The 21294-nt window shown below is 41.7% G+C and carries 16 protein-coding genes; 7 read left to right on the forward strand and 9 right to left on the reverse strand.

From position 1 onward, the window contains the following. Nucleotides 1-214 precede the first annotated feature (214 nt). From D0S24_RS10665 to D0S24_RS10680, 4 genes are all read right to left on the reverse strand, one after another. Entirely contained in the window at nucleotides 215-2113 is a 1899-nt protein-coding gene (locus D0S24_RS10665) for an amidophosphoribosyltransferase (protein WP_117019843.1), read from the reverse strand. A 44-nt stretch (nucleotides 2114-2157) separates the two neighbouring features. Further along, nucleotides 2158-3084: a PfkB family carbohydrate kinase gene (locus D0S24_RS10670; protein WP_117019844.1), complete on the reverse strand. Its 927-nt coding sequence runs from the start codon at nucleotides 3082-3084 to the stop codon at nucleotides 2158-2160. Nucleotides 3085-3171: 87 nt separating this feature from the next. Next, entirely contained in the window at nucleotides 3172-3807 is a 636-nt protein-coding gene (locus D0S24_RS10675) for a viroplasmin family protein (protein WP_117019845.1), read from the reverse strand. Then, nucleotides 3807-4376, reverse strand: coding sequence for a phosphoribosylglycinamide formyltransferase (locus D0S24_RS10680; RefSeq protein WP_117019846.1), 570 nt, complete (start codon nucleotides 4374-4376; stop codon nucleotides 3807-3809). The genes D0S24_RS10675 and D0S24_RS10680 overlap by 1 nt, the downstream gene beginning before the upstream one ends. 158 nt (nucleotides 4377-4534) lie before the next feature. Between D0S24_RS10680 and D0S24_RS10685 the strand changes: the two genes are divergently transcribed. The 6 genes from D0S24_RS10685 to D0S24_RS10710 all read left to right on the forward strand — a co-directional run bounded on the left by D0S24_RS10685 (nucleotide 4535) and on the right by D0S24_RS10710 (nucleotide 9304). Continuing rightward, entirely contained in the window at nucleotides 4535-4768 is a 234-nt protein-coding gene (locus D0S24_RS10685; protein WP_008269813.1) for an acyl carrier protein, read from the forward strand. A 113-nt stretch (nucleotides 4769-4881) separates the two neighbouring features. Then, the gene (fabF, locus tag D0S24_RS10690) at nucleotides 4882-6132 is read left to right on the forward strand and encodes a beta-ketoacyl-ACP synthase II (RefSeq protein WP_117019847.1); all 1251 of its coding nucleotides are present in this window, start codon (nucleotides 4882-4884) and stop codon (nucleotides 6130-6132) included. Nucleotides 6133-6140: 8 nt separating this feature from the next. Next, complete coding sequence (gene rnc, locus D0S24_RS10695) at nucleotides 6141-6884, forward strand: ribonuclease III (RefSeq protein ID WP_117019848.1); 744 nt, start codon at nucleotides 6141-6143, stop codon at nucleotides 6882-6884. A gap of 174 nt (nucleotides 6885-7058) precedes the next feature. Next, nucleotides 7059-7523 carry an IPExxxVDY family protein gene (locus D0S24_RS10700; protein ID WP_117019849.1) on the forward strand — a complete coding sequence of 155 codons (465 nt, stop codon included), beginning with the start codon at nucleotides 7059-7061 and terminating at the stop codon, nucleotides 7521-7523. A gap of 3 nt (nucleotides 7524-7526) precedes the next feature. Next, on the forward strand, nucleotides 7527-8969 hold the full coding sequence (pyk, locus tag D0S24_RS10705) for a pyruvate kinase (protein ID WP_117019850.1): 1443 nt from the start codon (nucleotides 7527-7529) through the stop codon (nucleotides 8967-8969). A 125-nt stretch (nucleotides 8970-9094) separates the two neighbouring features. Continuing rightward, nucleotides 9095-9304 carry a hypothetical protein gene (locus tag D0S24_RS10710; RefSeq protein WP_117019851.1) on the forward strand — a complete coding sequence of 70 codons (210 nt, stop codon included), beginning with the start codon at nucleotides 9095-9097 and terminating at the stop codon, nucleotides 9302-9304. A gap of 80 nt (nucleotides 9305-9384) precedes the next feature. Here D0S24_RS10710 and D0S24_RS10715 read toward each other — a convergent pair whose 3' ends face one another. Genes D0S24_RS10715 through D0S24_RS10725 form a run of 3 tightly spaced genes read right to left on the reverse strand, consistent with a single transcriptional unit; the run spans nucleotide 9385 to nucleotide 17154 of the window. After that, nucleotides 9385-12558 (reverse strand): amidohydrolase family protein, encoded by a 3174-nt coding sequence (locus tag D0S24_RS10715; RefSeq protein WP_117019852.1) that lies wholly within the window; start codon nucleotides 12556-12558, stop codon nucleotides 9385-9387. 29 nt (nucleotides 12559-12587) lie between these two features. Next, the gene (locus D0S24_RS10720) at nucleotides 12588-14051 is read right to left on the reverse strand and encodes a RagB/SusD family nutrient uptake outer membrane protein (RefSeq protein ID WP_117019853.1); all 1464 of its coding nucleotides are present in this window, start codon (nucleotides 14049-14051) and stop codon (nucleotides 12588-12590) included. Between the two features lie 10 nt (nucleotides 14052-14061). Beyond that, nucleotides 14062-17154, reverse strand: coding sequence for a SusC/RagA family TonB-linked outer membrane protein (locus tag D0S24_RS10725; RefSeq protein WP_117019854.1), 3093 nt, complete (start codon nucleotides 17152-17154; stop codon nucleotides 14062-14064). A 1011-nt stretch (nucleotides 17155-18165) separates the two neighbouring features. Between D0S24_RS10725 and D0S24_RS10735 the strand changes: the two genes are divergently transcribed. Then, the gene (locus D0S24_RS10735) at nucleotides 18166-18405 is read left to right on the forward strand and encodes a helix-turn-helix domain-containing protein (RefSeq protein ID WP_117019856.1); all 240 of its coding nucleotides are present in this window, start codon (nucleotides 18166-18168) and stop codon (nucleotides 18403-18405) included. A 44-nt stretch (nucleotides 18406-18449) separates the two neighbouring features. On the opposite strand, the gene D0S24_RS10740 is transcribed toward D0S24_RS10735, so the two are convergent. Together D0S24_RS10740 and D0S24_RS10745 are read right to left on the reverse strand one after the other, a co-directional pair. After that, the gene (locus D0S24_RS10740) at nucleotides 18450-19718 is read right to left on the reverse strand and encodes an AbiH family protein (RefSeq protein WP_117019857.1); all 1269 of its coding nucleotides are present in this window, start codon (nucleotides 19716-19718) and stop codon (nucleotides 18450-18452) included. Nucleotides 19719-19904: 186 nt separating this feature from the next. Beyond that, nucleotides 19905-21215, reverse strand: a complete 1311-nt coding sequence (locus D0S24_RS10745; RefSeq protein WP_117019858.1) for a helicase-related protein — start codon at nucleotides 21213-21215, stop codon at nucleotides 19905-19907. Nucleotides 21216-21294 lie beyond the last annotated feature (79 nt).

Genomic DNA, 21294 nt, shown 5'->3' on the forward strand with positions numbered 1-21294 from the left:
GTAGTACAGGCAGCTTTGCGTGTTGCCTTGGAACCAATAAAAAAGGTGGAGAAGTCTCCACCTTTTTTGCCCCAAATCTTACCATGAACTTAACCTACTTATGCTATGGCACTACTAAAGTACATTTGCAGGGCAGGTTTCTGACCAAAAAGACGTTAAAGAGTGTATTTCATCGATGAAGTGCATAAAAATCAATACTTCATCGATGAAATGTTTAGTAGGCCCGTTCGTTCTTGCCTTCAAAAAAGTTTATAAATGCCCTGTTCACCACACGGTTTCCCCCTGGAGTGGGGTAGTTGCCGGTAAAGTACCAATCCCCCAAGTTTTTGGGACAGGCTTCATGTAGGTTTTCTATGGTTTGATAGATGACCTGAACCTTTGCTTTAATATCCGGCGGACTCAACAATTGTCCAATTTTGTCGGAAATCTCCTCTGCTGTAAAAGGGGCATAGAATTCCTTAACATAATTTACCACCTCAGAATCCTGTGTTTTGGTCTGTAGCAGGCATTTTTTGTAGATTTCCTCCACCAAGTGCATGGTGTTCCTTTCTTCATGAAGGGCCAAAGCAGCTTTAAAGGCAACAAAATCCTCCAATTTCGCCATATCTATTCCGTAACAGTCGGGATAACGGATTTGCGGTGCGGATGAGACCACAATAATTTTCTTCGGCAAGAGTCGGTCCAAAATTCTTAGGATACTTTTTTGAAGGGTGGTTCCCCTAACAATACTATCATCTATGATGACCAAATTGTCGTTTTCCTTTACAGATCCATAGGAGATATCATAGACATGTGCCACCAAATCGTCCCTACTGCTATCCTGTGTTATAAAGGTCCGGAGCTTGGCATCTTTTATGGCCACCTTTTCTATCCTGGGCCTCACTTCCAGAATTTCATGCAGTTCCTCCCGTGTTATTTTTCTTCCAATGGAAAGAATTTGTTCTTCCTTCTTTTTGTTCATGTAATTCTGTGCCGCGATGACCATTCCAAAAAAGGAGGTTTCTGCAGTATTGGGAATATAGGAGAATACGGTATTCTTTATATCGCTATCTATCGATTTTAGGATTAAAGGAAAAAGCAGTTTGCCCAACATTTTTCTTTCCTGATAAATTTCCTTGTCACTTCCACGGGAGAAATAAATACGTTCAAAGGAACAGGCTTTTCTTTCGGTAGGCTCCAATATTTTCTTGATTTTGACCTTGCCATTTTTTTTGATGATAATGGCGTGTCCGGGATCCAATTCCTTAACATCGTCGAAGTTAACGTTGAATACCGTTTGTATGGCCGGTCTTTCGGACGCCACCACGGCAATCTCATCGTCTTGATAGTAATACGCGGGCCTGATCCCTGCAGGGTCCCTTAGTACAAAGGAATCGCCATGTCCCAAAAGACCGGCCATGGCATAGCCCCCATCAAAGTTTTTGGCCGCCCTTCTTAAAATCTTGGCAACATTTAATCTTTCGGCTATTAATGGAGAAGCCTCCCTCTTGTTAAAACCTTCCTTTTTAATATCCTTATAGAGCTGGGCAACGGCATCGTCCAGAAAATGTCCTATTTTCTCCATAACCGTAACGGTATCGGCCTTTTCCTTGGGGTGCTGCCCAATTTGCACAAGATTGTCAAAAAGTTCATTTACATTGGTCATGTTAAAATTACCGGCAACGATCAGGTTTCGGTGCATCCAATTATTTTGTCTTAAAAAGGGATGTACGCTCTCAATGCTATTTTTGCCAAATGTTCCATAGCGTACGTGCCCCAAAAGTACTTCCCCAATATAGGGAATATGCTTTTTTTGCTTGGTAACATCATTTAGGTATTCAGGGTTTTCCTTAAAGGAAGTATTGATTCGCTCATTTATTTGGGCAAAAATGTCCTGTATGGGTTGTTGGTCTATAGATCGTACCCGGCTCATATACCGCTCTCCTGGCTCCATATCCAATTTAATACTGGCAAAACCGGCACCGTCCTGGCCACGGTTATGCTGTTTTTCCATCATCAGGTACATCTTATTTACCCCGTAAAAGGCAGAACCGTACTTTTCTTGATAATATTCCAATGGCTTCAATAACCGAATCAGGGAAATTCCGCATTCATGCTTAATAGCGTCGCTCATGGTAACTTTAAATTAAAAATGCCCTGTAAAACTAGGGCACATATTTATTGTAATTCAATATCAAACTGGGTAAGCTCCTTAAATTGGAGCAACCTGTCGTTGACCTCTTTCTTTTTTAATTTTTCCATTCTTTCGGTTCCAAAACGTTCCACACAAAATGAGGCCAAATTGGAACCGTGTATCACCGCATTCTTTAGGTTCTTGAAACTTATGTTCTCGGATTCCGCCAAATATCCGGAAAAGCCGCCTGCAAAGGTATCTCCGGCACCCGTTGGATCAAAAACTTCTTCCAATGGCAGCGCTGGGGCAAAAAACACCTTGGATTTTTGAAATAGCAGTGCCCCGTGCTCCCCTTTTTTTATCACCACAAATTTAGGGCCCATTATCTGTATTTTCTCTGCCGCCTTTACCAAGGAATGCTCTCCGGTCAATTGTCTGGCCTCTTCATCGTTAATGGTGATCACGTCTATTAGTTTAATAACTTCCTTTAGCTCCCTAAGGGCATGGTCCATCCAAAAATTCATGGTATCAAGTACTATTAGTTTTGGTCGTTGTTCCATTTGATTAATTACACTCATTTGTGTATCCGGGTGCAGATTCCCCAACATGAGCACGTCCGCGTCCTTAAAATTGTTTGGAACTACAGGAGCAAAGTCGGCAAGTACGTTCAGTTCTGTAGATAGGGTATCCCTGGTATTAAGATCGTTGCGGTATTTGCCGCTCCAAAAGAAGGTTTTGCCACCTTTTATGATTTGTAAACCGGAAATATCGATATTTTTTTCGGTAAAAAGGTCCAAATAATTTTGGGGGAAATCTTCGCCCACAACAGAGACGATGGCAGATTTTACTTTAAATTGGGAGGCTGCCAGACCAATAAAAGTAGCTGCCCCTCCCAAAATTTTATCGGTTTTGCCGAAAGGGGTTTCTATGGCATCAAATGCAACGGTTCCTACTATTAATAGTTTGCCCATTAAATTTTGAAATTTGCTGCAAATATAGGTTTTTGCGCTGCCAATCCCACAGCATTGGAAATCAAATTTCAAAAAATGACCATATCCTTATTTCCTACCAAAATCCGCAGGAATTTCGCCCCAGGCCTTGGTTTCCCATTTCACTATAGTTGTGGTGTAGGTATTTTTTTCAAGCCAGGCAATGGCGCGCCTTACCAGATCAAAAACCACTTTGTTCTCGGGGGTCTCGGGCAATTTGGAATTACAGCTCTTTTTTCGGACCCAGCTCATGGCCGTTTTGGAATCCGTATAAATTATGCTGTCGCTTTGCTGTTGCTTTAAAAAGGCCAACCCATGTACCAAGGCCAAAAACTCGCCAATATTATTGGTGCCTTGTTTAAATGGCCCCTGTTTAAAGAGCTCTTTCTTTGTTTTGGTGTCTACCCCCCTGTATTCCATAATGCCCGGATTGCCACTGGAAGCGGCATCCACCGAAATGGAATTATAATTGGGGGTACCTATTTTACTGATTTGTTCCCGGCTAAGGGTAGAGGATGCTATTTTTTTGCCCTTATAATCATCATAATTGCCATTATAGGCCCTTTTGGCGGCCTCAAAGGTTGGGAAGGCCTTATATTGGGCTCCCTTATAGTTGGTGATAGCGGCTTTACAGTCTTTCCAACTGGTGTATATTCCTGGCCTACTCCCCTTCCAAACGGTATAGAATTTTTCCTTTTTTGCCATTAGGTCCCCATTAATACCGCTTCAATTACCTTGGGGAAGTGCTCATATTCCAAAAGATGCACCTTTTTCGCTATGGTTTCAGGAGTATCAAAAGGGTCCAGATCAACCTTTGCCTGCTTAATGATGGCCCCTTCGTCATAGTTCCCGTTCACGTAATGAATGGTAATTCCCGTTTCCGTCTCATTATTGTTTTTTACCGCTTCGTGAACGTGCATGCCGTACATTCCCTTACCACCGTATTGGGGAAGCAAAGCGGGGTGGATATTTATAATTTTATTGGGATAGCTGCTAATGAGGTTATCCGGAACTTTCCAAAGAAATCCTGCCAAAACAATGAGGTCTGGGTTCAGGGATTTAAGTATATTTAAAATGCAGTCCGAACCGTAAAACGAATGTCTATTAAAATATAGGGCATTCAAATGTAAGCGGTTACATCTTTCAAAAACTTGGGCGTCCCTTTTGTTGGATAGTACACAGCTTATGGAGACTTCGGTGTTTTCGCGAAAATAATGTGCTATGTTTTCAACGTTGGAGCCGGAGCCGGAAGCAAATAGGACAATCCTTTTCATGAATTATTTGGGGTTGTGACAGAAAATTATTTTGGGCTAAAATAGCACTCTTGTATTTAATTTTATTAAATTACATCACATTTTAACGACAAATAGCGTTATTAAACCAAAGTTTTTTATTTTTGCCTTCAATTTAAATTTTTAAAACCGATATTATTATGTCAGACATTGCATCAAGAGTAAAAGCTATCATCGTAGATAAATTAGGTGTTGATGAGAACGAAGTGGTAACCGAAGCTAGCTTTACCAACGACTTAGGGGCAGATTCATTGGATACTGTTGAGTTGATAATGGAGTTCGAAAAGGAATTTGATATTCAGATTCCGGACGATCAAGCAGAAAACATTGCTACAGTTGGTCAAGCTATAAGTTATATAGAAGAAGCCAAGTAATTTTATGATTTCTTGAACAAGTTTCAAAATTATCCATGTGGTAAAGACGCTGCATGGATAATTTTTTTTAATTTACACCTAACTTAATCCAAGTTAAACAAAATTATAGTTCAATGCAATTAAAGCGAGTTGTAGTTACTGGTCTAGGTGCTTTGACACCTATTGGCAATAATATTGAAGAGTATTGGGAAGGCTTAAAGAACGGAAAAAGTGGTTCGGCCCCTATTACTTATTATGATACGGAGAAGTTCAAAGTAAAGTTTGCATGCGAATTAAAAAACTACAATGCCGAAGATTATTTTGATAGAAAGGAAGCCCGTAAGCTGGATAGGTTTGCCCAATATGCCCTTATTTCCTCGGATGAGGCCATAAAGGACTCGGGATTGGATCTAGACAAGATAGACAAATTTAGAACCGGAGTAATCTGGGGGGCCGGTATAGGTGGATTGGAAACATTTCAGAACGAAGTTTTAAATTTTGCCGCAGGGGACGGTACGCCACGGTTCAACCCCTTCTTTATCCCAAAAATGATCGCTGATATTGCCCCTGGCAATATCTCTATCAAGCACGGTTTTATGGGCCCCAACTATACTACGGTATCGGCCTGTGCATCCTCGGCCAATGCCATAATCGATGCCTTGAACACGATTCGTTTGGGATATTGTGACGTTATTGTTACCGGGGGTAGTGAGGCAGCGGTTACCATAGCGGGAATGGGAGGCTTTGGAGCCATGCACGCACTGTCCACACGTAATGAAAGCCCTGAAACGGCATCCAGACCGTTTGATGCCACTAGGGACGGTTTTGTTCTTGGCGAAGGGGCGGGAGCGCTCATCCTTGAAGAATATGAGCATGCCAAGGCCAGGGGGGCAAAAATATATGCCGAAGTGGCCGGTGGCGGACTCTCCAGTGATGCCTACCATATGACGGCACCGCACCCGGACGGAATTGGTGTGGTACGGGTAATGGAGAATTGCTTAAAGGATGCCGGATTAAAACCAGAAGATGTGGATGCCATTAACACCCATGGTACCTCCACCCCCTTGGGCGATGTGGCCGAGCTAAAGGCCATAACCAAGGTTTTCGGGGCGCATGCACCCCACATGAACATCAATTCTACAAAATCCATGACAGGGCATCTTTTGGGCGCTGCAGGGGCCATAGAGGCCATTGCCTCTATTTTGGCCATGGAATACGGTTTGGTACCTCCTACCATAAACCATACTACCGTAGACGAAAATATTGATCCAAAATTAAACCTAACGCTTAACAAGGCGCAAAAAAGGGAGGTCAATGTGGCCCTCAGCAATACTTTTGGATTTGGGGGACATAATGCTTGTGTCATATTTAAAAAAATTAGCTAATTCATCATATGAACGCTTTTTCCAATTTATTTAATTCCCATTCAAAAAAGGATGGGGATTTTTTTTTGGGAATGAAGAAAATTTTGGGATTTAAGCCTAAAAACCTGGAAGTGTATCAAAAAGCCTTCGTCCATCGCTCTGCCAATAGAAAGGATTCCGATGGTTTTCCTATGAATTATGAGCGACTGGAATTTTTGGGAGATGCCATGCTGGGGACCATAATCTCCAAACATTTATATAGCAGGGTTCCCGATGGGGACGAAGGATATCTTACCAAAATGAGATCTAAAATCGTAAGCAGGGAACACCTGAACGAGCTGGGGAAAGATCTGAACCTGATCGATTTTGTGGAGAGTAAGATTCCCAAATCCCGTTTTGGGGACAATATACACGGCAATGTTTTTGAGGCCTTGGTAGGTGCCATATACTTGGATAGGGGGTATGCATTCTGCGAAAAGTTTATAAACAAGAGAATTATAGACCCCTATGTGGATATAGAACAATTGGAGGGAAAGGTAATAAGCTATAAAAGCTTGGTGATAGAATGGTGCCAAAAACAAAAAAAATCGTTTAATTACGATATCTACGAGGACTCCGGAAATGACATTGTTAAGCATTTTGCCGTAAAATTGTCCATTGGGGGCAAAATTGTAGCCAAAGCCAGGGCAACCTCCAAAAAGAAGGCGGAAGAACGGGCTTCCAAAAGGGCCTATTTTGCCCTTCAGAACAAAATGGATAAATCCAACGAATAAGAACCCTTCAATTGCAGACCATTGCCAAAATTTTGAAGGAGAATAGGACAATGGCACAAAGGGTATAAAATTTTATTAAACTCCAACGTTTTCGTAGGCTGAACAACGTTTTATACTTCGAATGGATAGGCTGGTTTCGTTATAAATCCTATATTTACGCCTTTCACGGAAAGTATGGCAGCGATACACAGAATTTCGGAAGATTTTTATGAAGAATCCTTTACTTTAATCGCTTTGCACAGCAGTATAGAAGATTTTATGCTGGTATATGCCCTTAATTCTTGCCTTAAAACAAAGTTGAAGAGGTCCGTGAACGATTTGGATCTGTCGCAAAACGGCACCTTCCCAATTTTTGATTGGAGGGATGAAGTAAATGATCGCTATTACACATTTGTAAGTAATAATGACGTAAAGGAAGAGGAAGGAAGCATAGGAAATCTATTTCAGGACCAACCAACATTTACAAAATATCATTTAGTTCCCGAATATAGGGATGTTGACTACTTTTTAAAGATAGAACACGATGAATTGGACGTGGAAGGAAATATTTTGAAGTCCGTACTCACCATTCCAAAGGTCATAACGGCCTATTTGGTGGATGCAAGTAAATTAAAATCTAAAAACAATTTAATATTTTAAATAATGTCAATACATAAAAAGACAAAAATAGTAGCGACCCTAGGACCGGCTACTAGTACGAAGAGTGTCCTTAAGGACATGATTGTGGCGGGAGTGGATGTCTTTAGGATAAACTTTTCCCATGCAGATTATAACGACGTGGCAGAGCGCATAAAAATGATTCGCGAACTAAATGAGGAATTGGGTACGTACACCTCTATTCTTGCCGATTTACAGGGACCCAAATTAAGGGTCGGGGTTATGGCCGGTGAAGTAGTAGTGGCGCCGGGAGACGAAATAACCTTTGTTACCGGAAAGCCTTTTGAAGGAAATGCCGATAAAGTGTATATGAACTACACTAATTTTCCAAAGGATGTTAAAGCGGGAGAGCGCATCCTATTGGATGATGGAAAGCTGATGTTCCAGGTAATCGCTACCAATTCCAAGGATGAAGTTAGGGCAAAAGTGATCCAGGGCGGGCCATTGAAGTCCAAAAAAGGGGTAAACCTGCCCAATACCAACATCTCTTTGCCCGCACTAACGGAAAAGGATATCAAGGATGCTATTTTTGCCATATCACAGGATGTGGATTGGATAGCACTTTCTTTCGTAAGGTTTAGCCAGGATCTCATAGACCTGCAGAATATTATCAAGGAGCATTCCGAGCATAAAATTCCAATTATTGCAAAAATTGAAAAGCCGGAAGCCGTAGAAAATATAGATAAGATTGTGGCCTATTGTGATGGATTAATGGTGGCCAGAGGTGATTTGGGAGTGGAAGTTCCTGCACATGAAGTGCCCCTTATTCAAAAACAATTGGTGCTAAGGGCCAAAAAAGCAAGGATCCCGGTGATCATTGCCACCCAGATGATGGAAACCATGATTACGAGCCTTACGCCTACCCGTGCAGAGGTGAACGATGTGGCCAACTCGGTAATGGACGGTGCGGATGCCGTAATGCTTTCAGGGGAGACCTCTGTTGGCAATTATCCCGTTCAGGTAATACAAAAGATGTCCAGTATCCTGGAAAGTGTAGAGAATTCGGACCTCATAAAGGTGCCGCACGAACCCCCCCAGGTCAGGACAAATAGATATATTACCAAATCCATTTGTTTCCATGCCGCCAATATGGCCAATGAAATTAAGGCCAAGGCCATTTCTACCTTGACCAACAGTGGTTATACGGCTTTCCAAATATCTGCCTGGAGACCAAAGGCCCATATCTTGGTATTTACCTCCAATAAAAGAATACTTACACAGCTTAACCTGCTTTGGGGGGTAAAGGCCTTTTATTACGACAGATATGTATCTACGGACGAAACTATAGAGGATGTCAATAAAATGGCGTGTCAGAAAGGGTTTTTAGAGGTAGGGGACATGTTGATTAGTTTGGCGGCAATGCCTATAAAGGATAAAGGTATGGTGAATACCTTGCGCGTTTCACAAATAGAAAGCGGTAGTTTTTAACAACGGATCACCAAATTTTATTAAAAGGCCTGTTATGTTTTAAAAGCGTAACAGGTCTTTTTGTTAAAGGGATCCTCCTTCCAAAAGCCTTTTCCGTAAAAAAACGAACTGGCCCTAACTTTGCGATGGGAAATCCCGTTGCGAACAATTATTACCATGAGCTGGAAGGAAATCCAGAAAGTGAATGCAAACAGATTTCTGTGGATTGTGATAATTTCACGACCAAACAGTGTAAAGTGATCGCCCCGGAGGGCATTAGATCCGTATGGCAGGATTCAAATTGTTCCATACAGGTCAACAACTCAGGGGATGAGCCCTTACTACCTAACGATTAAGGTGTAAGGTAAAAGGCAGTATTGTTACCGTGGCCTTATAAAGGGCATAGTGTTCAATACTGCCTTTTAAATATAAACTGTCAGGGAACTTCATCAATGTCCAGCTTCCTCCAGGACCAGGGCAAGAGTTCCTTTAAATCCGGCCAGTATTGTTTCATATCCTCCGCATCGAATATCTTGCCATTTTTAACGACCCAATATATATCGCTGCTATTTCTTATATCGGTCAACGGGTTTGAATTCAGCAGGACCAGATCTGCCAGTTTTCCTGGCGAAATAGAACCCAATTCCTGATCCAGGCCTATTTTTTTTGCACTATTTACCGTTGCACATTTAAGTGCATTATAGTTGGAGAGTCCGTCCAAAGTAAAACTCCACATTTCCCAATGAGTGTTCAATCCTGGAAAACCGTTACCATGGGCACCTACACTGACAAGACCGTTTTGCCCTATAATGTTCTTAATGGCAGAAGCATTCCACATTAAGCTTTTATCTACATACTCCTTTAAATTCGGCATCAATCCCTTTTCCCATTTATACCTTTCCCTTTCTATAATAAAAAACGGATTAAAACGGTCAAGTTTCGGTTCCTTATCCTCAATATCCTTTACATACCTATTCCCCAATCCGGGAGTGGCCGTCAATGTAGGGGTATAGTTGACTCCGCTCATCGCTATGAACTTATGGATATCCCCGTATGTTCTTCCATTCCGTAATTGGTGCTCTATAGCCGTATAACCATCCGCCACCCGTGTAAGACCGTTATAGATTAACCCATTACCGGTAAAGTGCGAGGTAATTGTGGTTTTTAAGCGCTTGGCCGCAATCTGCAACCATTTCTGTTGTTGGCGATATGGCTGTAAATATTCCTTTACTGGGCCGGAATCGTATTGGGCATAACCGCCAACTATGTTAAGGGCATCGTCAAAATTTTCAATATAGGAATCAAATCCCCTGCCTTCTATCGGCTTGCCGGAACTTAATATCCTGGGTGCAAGTATGGCCCCGATTTTTTCCATTTCCGATTGTCCAAAACCGTCCAAGTTGTTAGAGGATGGGTCATAGATAGTGGTTACCCCAAAGGCCAGGTTACCGATATAGTTTTTGTTCTGTCCAGACCACAGTTCCGAAAAATGATTGTGGTAATGTGCATGGACATCTATTAGGCCAGGAATTACCGTCTTCCCTTTAAGCGCATATACCATGCTATTTTTGGGAATCTGCACCTCGCTTTTTGGCCCTACCTGCCTAATGCGGTTGTTTTCGATCACAATAGTGCCATTTTCAATGACCCTATTGTTCTGCATGGTTATAATCCTGACATTGGTAAGTGCGTAGATCCCTTTTGGAGTATCCATGGGTTCTCCGACCCTGAGCCTGTAAAGTGTCTTTGGCGGCCGTCCATTTGTTATATTGTATTCCAAAATTTTATTGGTTTCCGCCCACATCAGGGTTTCATCATCCGACCATGTTACATACACGGGCATATTTTCGGTTATCGGAACGTATTTGGAAAGATCAATGGAAACAGGCTTCCCCAATCCGGTATTTTTTGGCCATGGAACCGCCCAAAGCTTGTTATCCTTTATAATCGCTATTTGGTTGCCCCCCGGCCCCGCCCTTACCTCATCTGCCAAGGGCAACAACAATTGCTCCACAGTATCCATTTCCGGCCTATCCACAGAAAGCAATACGGGCCGGGAGTGCAATCGGCTATAGGTATTCACAAAAATTCTTTGACCGTTCCGGGACCACTCCGGTACAGGGTAGAACCTGGCCGGTAAGGTGCCCATGGGTGCCAATTCAACACATTTTCCAATTTCCCCTTTTTCTATGGAAGCAATTGCAAGACGTAATCGGTAGCCTGTAAAATTGGGTCCGGTATGCTGGCTTTCTATCCCGTATTTGGTTTCCGTCCCATCAACAATAAAGGCAATCTCCTTACCATCGGAAGACCAGGTCGGATTCGTATACCTTCCTGCATTTTGGGTTACTTGGATGGGGCTGCCCCCTTCACTGGAAACCATCATTACGTGCCCCATTTCGGAATCGTTCCAGGTGGTATAGGCAATCATGCTTCCATTGGGCGACAATGCAGGGGCATATTCAAAAGACGTGGTATTGTCCGTAAGGCGTTTGGTCCTATTTTGCTTCATATCCGTACTGTACAATTTGCCAAATGCACTATACACCAACAGCCCATTTTTCTTATCATAGGTGGGCCACCTTATCACTTTTGTAACCAGATTTCCCGTATCCGCCAATTTCTTCGGAACGGGTTTTAGTACGGGCGTAATTTCCTTTTCCACCGGAACAGTAACAGGAATGGTTCCAAGTTTTCCGGACAGTAGTTCCATGTACTGTAATCTTCCCTTGCGCCCCAGTATTATTTTTTGGCTATCCGCTGTAAAGGCATAGTTCGGCCTCAGGTCGGTAGGCATGGAATCGATCTCAGCGACCAATGCCCTATGGTGCAGATCAAATATCTTTAAAAAACAGAATTCCCTTCGCGTTAACGAATCATAGTAGACGGCATAATATGAAAAGTACCTGTTATTTGGGCTTATGTCCGCTTGCATGATACCGTTCAACCGTAAATTGGGCGGTTTTTTATCAGGTTCTTCCCATATCTTGGATGTTTTACCATCGGTGTGGCCTGTCCTGTAGACTGCATTGTTCTTCAAAAAGTAAAAGTTCTTATTGTCCTTGGACCAAGTTCCGGAATAATATACCCGTCTCCCTTCATCAATGTTGTTTATGGGGTCCTTTTTGTTAGCGGCATTGATTCTTTTCAGCCCACCGCTGTCCATATCCAATAGATCTCCATTTGGGGTCCAAAAGGGCCTAATATGCATCCAGCCAGACGGTCTGTCCATTGTTTGTTGCTGCAGTTCATTGGTCAACAGGTCCAAATTCCATAACCCAATTTTACCACTTCTATCGCTTACAAAAGCAATCTTTTTTCCATCGGGAGCATAGCGGGCCTTAATATCCCAGTAAGAACCTGCGGTCAACTGTTTAGCGGTTCCCCCATGTATGGAAACGGTATACAAATTTCCCAAAACATCGAACAACAGGGTTTTTCCATCAGGGGAGACATCTACGTGCGGGTCGGTAAACTCCTCGGTTGTAAACTTAATTAAATTGACACTGCCATTGTCCCGATCTTTGGATTCCTGAACGGGATCGATCCATTTACAATGACCAAGACACATCGCACCCCATATAGGTACCAATATTTTTGCTATGCCCATAAATACACTATTTTAGAACGGATGTTACCTTAGTACCCGTCATTTTGTTCTAGATTGGGATTGTTTTGGATCTCCTGGTCCGGAATGGGAAGCAGGATTGCCGTCGGTTTCCAACCTTCCTTCCGTTCGCCCAGGACCTCATCAGCGGTCCCTAAACGTTTTAGGTCCAACCAACGATGGCCCCATTCCGAGAAGAGTTCCCTTTTTCGTTCCTCCCCAATTTTATCCAACAGCTCTATTTTGGAAGAGCTGGCCTCATTGGCCAATCCGGCCCGGTTCCTAATGGTATTGAGGTCAACAAGGGCCCCATTTAAATTTTCCAATTGGGCCCTGGATTCCGCCCTGATCAGGTATATTTCCGCCAAGCGGATTACCATGGCGTACTCCACGAGGGTCTCTCCAAGTTTTACCTTGTATTTATGGGGAAAGAAGTATTCATTATCGGGAGTTGTATAGCTCCCTATCCAATCGGTCCGCCTTGCGTCCGTTACATCAAAGTCGTCAATAAGATTGGGGTTCAATGCGTAAGACGATTTCGCAAAGGCTGCGGCCGGATCTGATTCAAGGATAAAGTAATGTCCTTCCCATGTATTGTATTGCGGTGCTACGGGCAGTAATTGCCAAATGGCTTCCCTACTATTGGCCAAAAACACTTTGTCCAGATCGGCCAACAGTTCAAATTGGGGGTCGTCTATGACTTCCGTGGCCAGTTTATCTGCCATGTCCCAATTCTGGGTAAATAGATACGTCCTTGCCAAAAGGGCCTTGGCCGTACTTTTAACAGGGCGGATCCGCTCCAGGCCATAAGCGGAATAATCGGGCGGAAGAATTTGCCCCGCTATTGTCAGGTCCTCGGCAATCTGTGCATAGATTTCCCCTTCGGGATTAGGGGGAGCAAGTGCATTGATCCGATAGTCGGTCGTCAGGACCATGGGCACGTCGCCATAAAGGTTTACCAGGTAGAAGTAGCAGAAGGCCCTTATAAACCTGGCCTCTCCTTCCAATTGTAGTTTGGTGCCCTCCCCCAAATTATCGGAACTACCAATTCCTTCCAATACATCGTTGGCAATGTAGATAGATTTATATAGGGATTCCCATAGGCTACCGACCAAGGCATTGTCCGGGAGCAGTTGGTTACCATAAAATTGGGATTTTAAGGCATTGTTGGAAAAATCCGTTATGAGGTCGGCCATGATTCCGCACAATCCGGTAATGGAAACATCCTTCCCACTGGCAAAGCCGTTATATTGTAGATCATGGTACACCGAATTCAATACAGCGGTGGCCGTTTCTTCATTGTCGAACACGATCTGATGGGTAATTTCCGAATCCGGCGGATCTATCTCTACCAAGGGATCACAGGAGGTAAACCATCCTATGGCCAACAGTTGGGAATAGGTTACGGCCTTTCTAAAGAATTGCTGCAACAATTTCTTTAAACTCTTTTGGGACCCGCATCCCGTGCCGATTATATACTGGTCTATTGTTTTCATTTAAATAGGTTTAAAATTTTAGTTTAACGCCTCCGCCTATTACCCTAAGGGCAGGAATATTTTGAAGTGACGAAGGAAATTGGGGGTCGAAACCGTTGTATCCGGTCCATGTAAAAATATTTTGCGCATTTACGAAAAAGGTGCAATCCTCTAGGTGTATCCGTTCCAATATGGCATTACTGAACCTATAGTTCAGGGATATGTTCTTAAGCCTGGCAAACGAAGTATTGGTCAGGGCGGCATCACTAGATCTCATATTGTAGTATGGGACGAGGGCGCTAAAGGACTGGGAATATCTCTGTATATCGGACCCATTGTCCTGTGGGGATTTCCAGCGGTTCTGGATGATACTTGGTTGGTTCCCACCATAACCGCCATTGGGGCCAAAACCAGGGACCCCAAAGGGACCGTTCAAAACGCTGTTCCCCCTTTGCCCCACAAATTCTAACAAAAAATCCAGTTGCAGGCCTTTATAGCCGATCGAATTTTGAAACCCGCCATAATATCTTCTGGAGCTATTGCTTATAACGACCTTATCTTCCTGATTGAATACCCCGTCCCCGTTGATATCCTTTATCCGATATAATCCCGTAACATCATCCACACCATCAAAGGAGTACAGTTTCTTTATTTGGAGCGGCTCGCCTATCTCATATAGATTATGATAGGGAGAACCTTCAAGGTTCGGAAAATCGATCAATTTATTTTTGGGGATCGTTAGGTTGATTCCCGTGGTCCAAGAAAATTCTGTATGTACCACGTTCTTTGAGAAAACCTGGATTTCCCAACCGGTATTTTGAATCTTGGCGGGCAAATTGGCCTGTACGGTATTAAAGCCCGTAATGGTGGGCAAACGATATCCTACCAGTTGGTTGGACGATCTGTTCCGGTACCATGTTACACTGGAAACCAATCTATCCTTGAAGAAGCCAAGGTCTATTGCCACCTCCATTTTTTTGTTCAATTCCCATTGGTAGGACGGGTTTCCCAATCGGGTAGGGTACAATCCCCCATTGCCCCTAAAGTTGGATGGATCTACAATATTGCTATAAGTGGCCAGATAACCATAGTCTGGTATCTGATCATTGCCCGTAGTACCATAGCTTCCCCTTATCTTGCCAAAATTTAGAAAGGACAGGTTCCTTTGCAGAAACGGTTCTTCCGAAAATATCCATGCGGCACCTACTGCCCCAAAATTGGCAAACCTTTTGCCAGGGCCAAAACGGGAAGAGCCGTCCCTCCTGCCCGTTAGGTTTAAAAAATACCTTTCCTTAAGACGATATCCCAACCTGGCGTACAGTCCACTGTACCTATACTCATTTTCCGTATCCAATAAAATGGCCATTTCCTCTGCGGACAACAGATTTCCAATGAGGCTTTCATGGATATAGCCCCTACCCTCAATTCCCAATTGTTCGGAGCTGTCATATTGTACCGTTGCACCTACCAGGGTAGTCAGGTCGGCATTTGGCCATTTTAGGGTATGGCCCAGTTGGGGTTCAAAGATCAAGGATCTGCTATCATGCTGCAAGTGCCGGCTATTATGTTTGCTAAAAGGCCGGTTTTGTGGATTTATGGAACTATTGGTCTGTTTTACAATTTCCTTTTGATGGAATTCCGTAAAGCCAATATGGGTCTTAAAAAACAGTTCCTTGGTTATTTTGTAGCGGAAACCAAGGTTATAGATCAATTTACTGCTTTCAATGTTGTTGGTGTTTAGCAAGGGGGCCATAGGGTTTTTAAAGGTGGGGTTCCCTAAGGAGTCCTCTCCCCAGTTCAATTCCCCGTTGTCCAGATAGAGTGCGGGGGCATTGGGTTCCAAGCGCAGTGCCTGTTCAAGGATATTGCTGTTAAAAAGGGTATGGGCATCAAAACCATAGTTTATTGCCATATCTACCATAAGCCTGTTATCCTTGGAATTATGGTCGGCCCTGGCGTTCACCATCATTTTTTTATAGCCAAAATCCCCGGGAAAAACAGTGGTTTCATTTCTGTATCCGCCCCCTACCAGGAACCTTGTACGCTCGCTGCCACCGGTCATCGAAGTATTTATTTCCGTTATATTGGCCGTGTTGCCGATCAGTTCCTCTTGCCAGTCCGTATATCTATTTTGGTCCCATAACAGTAGGTCCGCTGCGTTGGTTTCGGTTGGCGTTGCCCCGTCATTTACAAAAGCTTCCTTCCGCATTTCCAAATATTGTTGTGTATTTAAAAGGTTCAGTGTATTCGCCACTTGTCCTATGTGGGTGGACATATTTAGCGTTATGGACGTTTTTCCGGATTCCCCGTTTTTAGTAGTGATCAGCACTACGCCATTGGCACCACGAGATCCGTAGATTGAAGTGGCGTCCGGTCCTTTCAATACTTCTATACTCTTTATATTGGATGGGTTCAGACTATTCAGAGGGTCTATGCCCACGGCACTACTGAACAACTGGCCATAGGTACCCACCGGATTGGAAGCTATGGGAACCCCATCAACAATGTACAGGGGATAATCGCCCTCCCCCATCCTTAGCGTGTTCTGGCCCCTGATCTTGATCTGCATGGAAGCGCCTGGCACTCCGCTCTGTTGTACAATTTCGACCCCCGTCATCCTCCCCTGCATGGCCTGTAAAGGATTGGCCACGGGCTGCAGTGCTATCTCCTCCGCAGTCACCCTGCTAATACTCCCCGTCCGTTCCCTTTCCTTCACCGTATAATACCCGGCATTGATCTCCACTTCCTGCAGTTCCGTAACCTCGGACCGCAGCTCTATGTCCATTGTGGTCCGGCCCAAAATGGGCAGTTCCCGGGGGTGATAGCCCAGGTAGCTAAAGACCAGGGTGTCGGTATTGCCAACCAAAATGGAGTATTGTCCGTCCTGGTCGGTAAAGGTGCCGGTTTGGGTGCCTTTGATAAGGACGTGTACCCCCGGCATGGGGCCGTAGCTATCGGTAACGGTGCCGTTTAGGGTATGTTGGTCTTGTTGGGTGAATAATATGGTGGAAACCTTAAAACAATGCCCATGGGGGAAATGGGCAAAGTAAGGCGGGGGAAAAAAACTGAAAAGAAAGATTAGACAAAGGCGTAGCATGCCCCTGTACTCCAGATTATTTTGCATAATTTTGAAATATTGGATGAAACTTGGTTTTTATCAAGAATTCGTTTAGACTTTTTGGATTGAAGCGAAAATCTGTCATTTTTTGCCCGATTGAAGGCTTTTTTGAGTTGCATAGCAGGGCTACGGAAGGAAAAAAAGACAAAAAGTGGGTGAAAAAGGGCGATTTTTTAGCCAATTGAAAAATTCTAAATGAATTCTATATGAATTCTTTATAAAAGCCTTCCAAACGTTTGCGTCAACAGGGTTTGGGAGGTTGTTTTTATGTGCTTTTTTATGTTTTGGGCATAAAAGATGTTATTGGTTAGGGTACAGTGGTATTCATTGGCACAAGGTTATAGGCATCCAATAAACTTGGGCCACAGGCAGGGCTTCGCCCTTTCCTTTCCGCGGTGTGCACAAGGCGGAACGGGTACAAGGGCAGGTCCCAAAGGGCTTAGGCTGCTTTGTCGTTATTTGGCCGGATACCAAAAGTGTGTGGATCGTAGATTATGGGACAACATTATTTTTCGTATTCCGGAAAAAAGGGGTCAACACCAATCCCATAATTAATGCAGAACCTATATAGGGTTCTTTGGCTTTTTGGCAAAGAGGATATCGAACACGGTAAGGGCCAACATGCTTAGATGTTGCCCTTTATGGTACCCCATTGGTGTACAAAAACCCTGTTCCATAACGCTCTTGGCCTTTTAAGTTGGTTTTGCCATGCTCCTTAAAAGCAACGCTAAGAATACAGTGAGGAGGCACCTATAAAATATAAAAGGCGCGGAACTCAACTTATTGCATTAGAGGTACTGGTATACCCTGTGTACAGATAAGAAAAGTACCCACGCCCGGGTCGTGAGCCTTCTGCTTGTCCTCTCGTACACATAAAAATTACCAGTTTTCTAATGCGAGATTCAAAGCGAATGCTTCCAATGCTAATTCAAAAGAAGTTTCGCAAAAATAATATTTCGTTGCTAATATAAGAAAAATATTTAACCAAACATATATGTGTGCTTTTATTTTATAATAATGCTTGAGATTTATAAAGTGAAGAGTGAAGAGCAAAATAGAGCAATAGTTAAACTAGGTTTGACAATAAGAAAAATTAGAGAAGAGTCAACTGATTTTTCGCAAGAGAAATTAGCCTTGGAAGTAGATTTATCAGAAAATCAAATTCGTAGAATTGAAAAAGGACAAACGAATCCTACTATTAAAACTCTTCTTAAAATAGCAAAAGTGTTGAAAGTAGACATAAAAGATTTATTTTGATAATAATTCTACATTTAGGGAAGCCTACAGTGGCAACTGGCTTTTTAATTTAATGATTCGCAATATGTTTTATTTACAACTCTATCTCTCATTTTAGCCTTGTCATTGAAATTTCGTGAAATATTTCTAACAATATCACTATAATTATCTATTTCGTTTCCTTTTTGATGATAAAATGGTTTAATAGAGGCACAATTATCGTGTTCAAAAATAGTGTTCAATAAAGTTCTATCTGAAACTCCACAAGAATGCCCAAATATGCATATTTGAAAATAGCCACTATTAATAAATTCTAATAGTTTTTTATAATTATCTGATTCTAAATAGTTTATTGATTTAATATTTTCTAAGTACCTGTTGTCATTAAGTTCTTCTATTGAATTGTACTCTTTATCAATTTCATCTCCAAAGCCAAAAATCATTGGATTTTTGTCCGATCTGTCGGTCGTGCCGTGTATGTGATTAAATTTGGATGTTGTGTATTTTTCTTCTAATTGATTGTAAAATCTTTTTGGGTCTTCATAGAGTAATTCTGTAAATGTATAATTGAAATTTAAAAAAAGCGTTTGGTCTGGAATCAAGTCAAAATAGTTGATAGCTGAATCTGATAACAGCATTTTTTTGATTTGATTTTGATGGTCAGTTTTACCAAGTCTTTTAATAATATTCCTCTGATATTCACTTAATCTATCAATAGATATGTGGTTAGCTTGTACAGATAGAATATTATCCTTCATAGAATTGTATTCTAATTCAGCACGTTGATTTAGAGAATCTTCTGAAAAGTCTTTAAATTTATAGGGATGATATATTTTATTTCCAATTGTTGATTTTATCCGAAGAATTTTTTTGTCAATGTTTGAGTCAAATTCTTTTTCTATTCTGGTTAAATATTGTCGCAATAAATCTTTAATACGACTGAAATCTGAATTTAGCTGTGAGATGTTATATTCATTAGAGCTTTTAGTGTCTTGAAAAGACTTTTTCAAGTGAAAATAATATTCATTTTCCACATCGACCCAATTATTCAAATTGGATTTATCTGTGAGTTCTTTTAAAAATATATTTTTAAATTTAATCGTAGTTTTATAGTCGTTGATTCCTCTTTTTAAATCTTCATATGTTGTTCCCGTTATATATCGTGAAGGAGAATTATTGACTTTTATTTCATCATTTTCAAAAGGCCTACCCAAAGGGGTTTCTTGGATGGCAGTTATTGTATTTGTCCAATAGTCATCTATAAATGATTTGTAGCTGGTTTTCATTCCGTGCGCTAAATCAAATCCATTTCCAATGAGTATTATTCTATTCATTAATTATTCTGTTCTTTTTTGTTTTAAGCATGTTGCCAACGGTCAAGTATGAGCGTAGTGCGGGTTTCGGAGCAATTCACTGTCCGCTCACCGCAAAGTTTATTAGGATCAAAAATGCTGAATTTTAGCATTTCAGCCCGCATTACGCTTATACAATGTTGTGCCTTTGTTGTTTTATTCATTTGTTTAGAAAAGAATTAAACTGATTTCATCATATTCTATTTCTTCTTTATTCAATCTGCTCTTTAATCTCCTAATATTGATTTCAATGAGTTTGTCTCCTTCAATTTTTAAGCAGTCTTTGTATTTCTTAAAAATGTAGTCTGCTGAGTGCCTTGAAAGTCCATAATTCTGTAAAGTGATTACGATAGTATTCTGTGTTCCATACTCTAAAAATGTTGCCCAGTTTACGCCGGCATTATCTTCACCTAAAATTTCAACAAGCATTGCGTAGTAGTTATTGAAGTATTTTTCAAAAAGAAATCGGAGAACACTTTCAATATCATCAATAATGTTTCCAATAAGAACATTGATATGTTGTTTACTATTGTCGAACAACTCATAAGATGGTTTCCCGTTTTTATAACCGACCATTAATGTGCTGCCTTTGCGGATGTAATAAGCAATTGATTCATTGATGATTTGGCTCAACGAAACTCCATTTATCCATTGATTCATCAGAACAGCAAAATAGTCAAGTTGCTTTTCAGATTTGAATCGCTTTTCCTCTGTTGACCAATGAAACATTGAGTAGAATTTATGAAGCCATTCTTGGCATATTTCATAAGTAACCCTGCTTGGCAATTTGATGGCAGATGGATTCTTGGCTTGCTTTTTCAAAGCAATAAAAACCTCATTCTGTATTTTGAGCTTGATTGAATTGTTTGTATTCAGAACGCTCGAAGGAACTTCAACCTTCCCGTTTTTCTTTCTTGCCAATTCAATAATTGCTTCCTTATTTTCGGCAATCAGCTTTTTTATAATTTCACTGTTGTAATTGGCTCGTTCAATTTCAAGTGTGTCAATGCTTATTATATTGGCAATGTATTCCAATATCTCCTTCATGGTTTCCGTTTCGCCCTTTATCTCGGAGTTTTCATTCAGGATTTGTTCAATCTTCTTTAACTTTCTATCAATGTAGTTTTCAACGGAAGGATTGAGTTTTATTTCCACCTCAGCTTCTAAGAGGACTTCATGTTTTTTCCAGTCTTTATCCGTTTCCTTTAGACAAATAATATTTCCTGAAAGCTCATGTTTGAGCCGTCCTGCACGCCCTGCAAGATTCCAAAAGTCTATCGGTTGAAAAGTACTTCTTCCGTTTTTATTATTTAGAATGAAAACGTTTTTAGCTGGCAAATTCACACCTTCCAAAAGGGTTGATGTACAAAACACAAAATTAATTTCTCTTTCTTTAAAAAGTCCTTCAACCTTGTTTCTAATAATTTGGGGTAAGTTGCCAAAGTGATAGCCAATCCGTATGCGGCCCACCAACCACATTTACTAACTTAGCATAATTTTATTTACCGGATTCCCTTCTTGTAAACTTGATCTAAACTTGCTGTAATTTCTTGTAATT

This window comes from Arenibacter sp. P308M17 (assembly GCF_003426735.1).
Classification (GTDB): domain Bacteria; phylum Bacteroidota; class Bacteroidia; order Flavobacteriales; family Flavobacteriaceae; genus Arenibacter.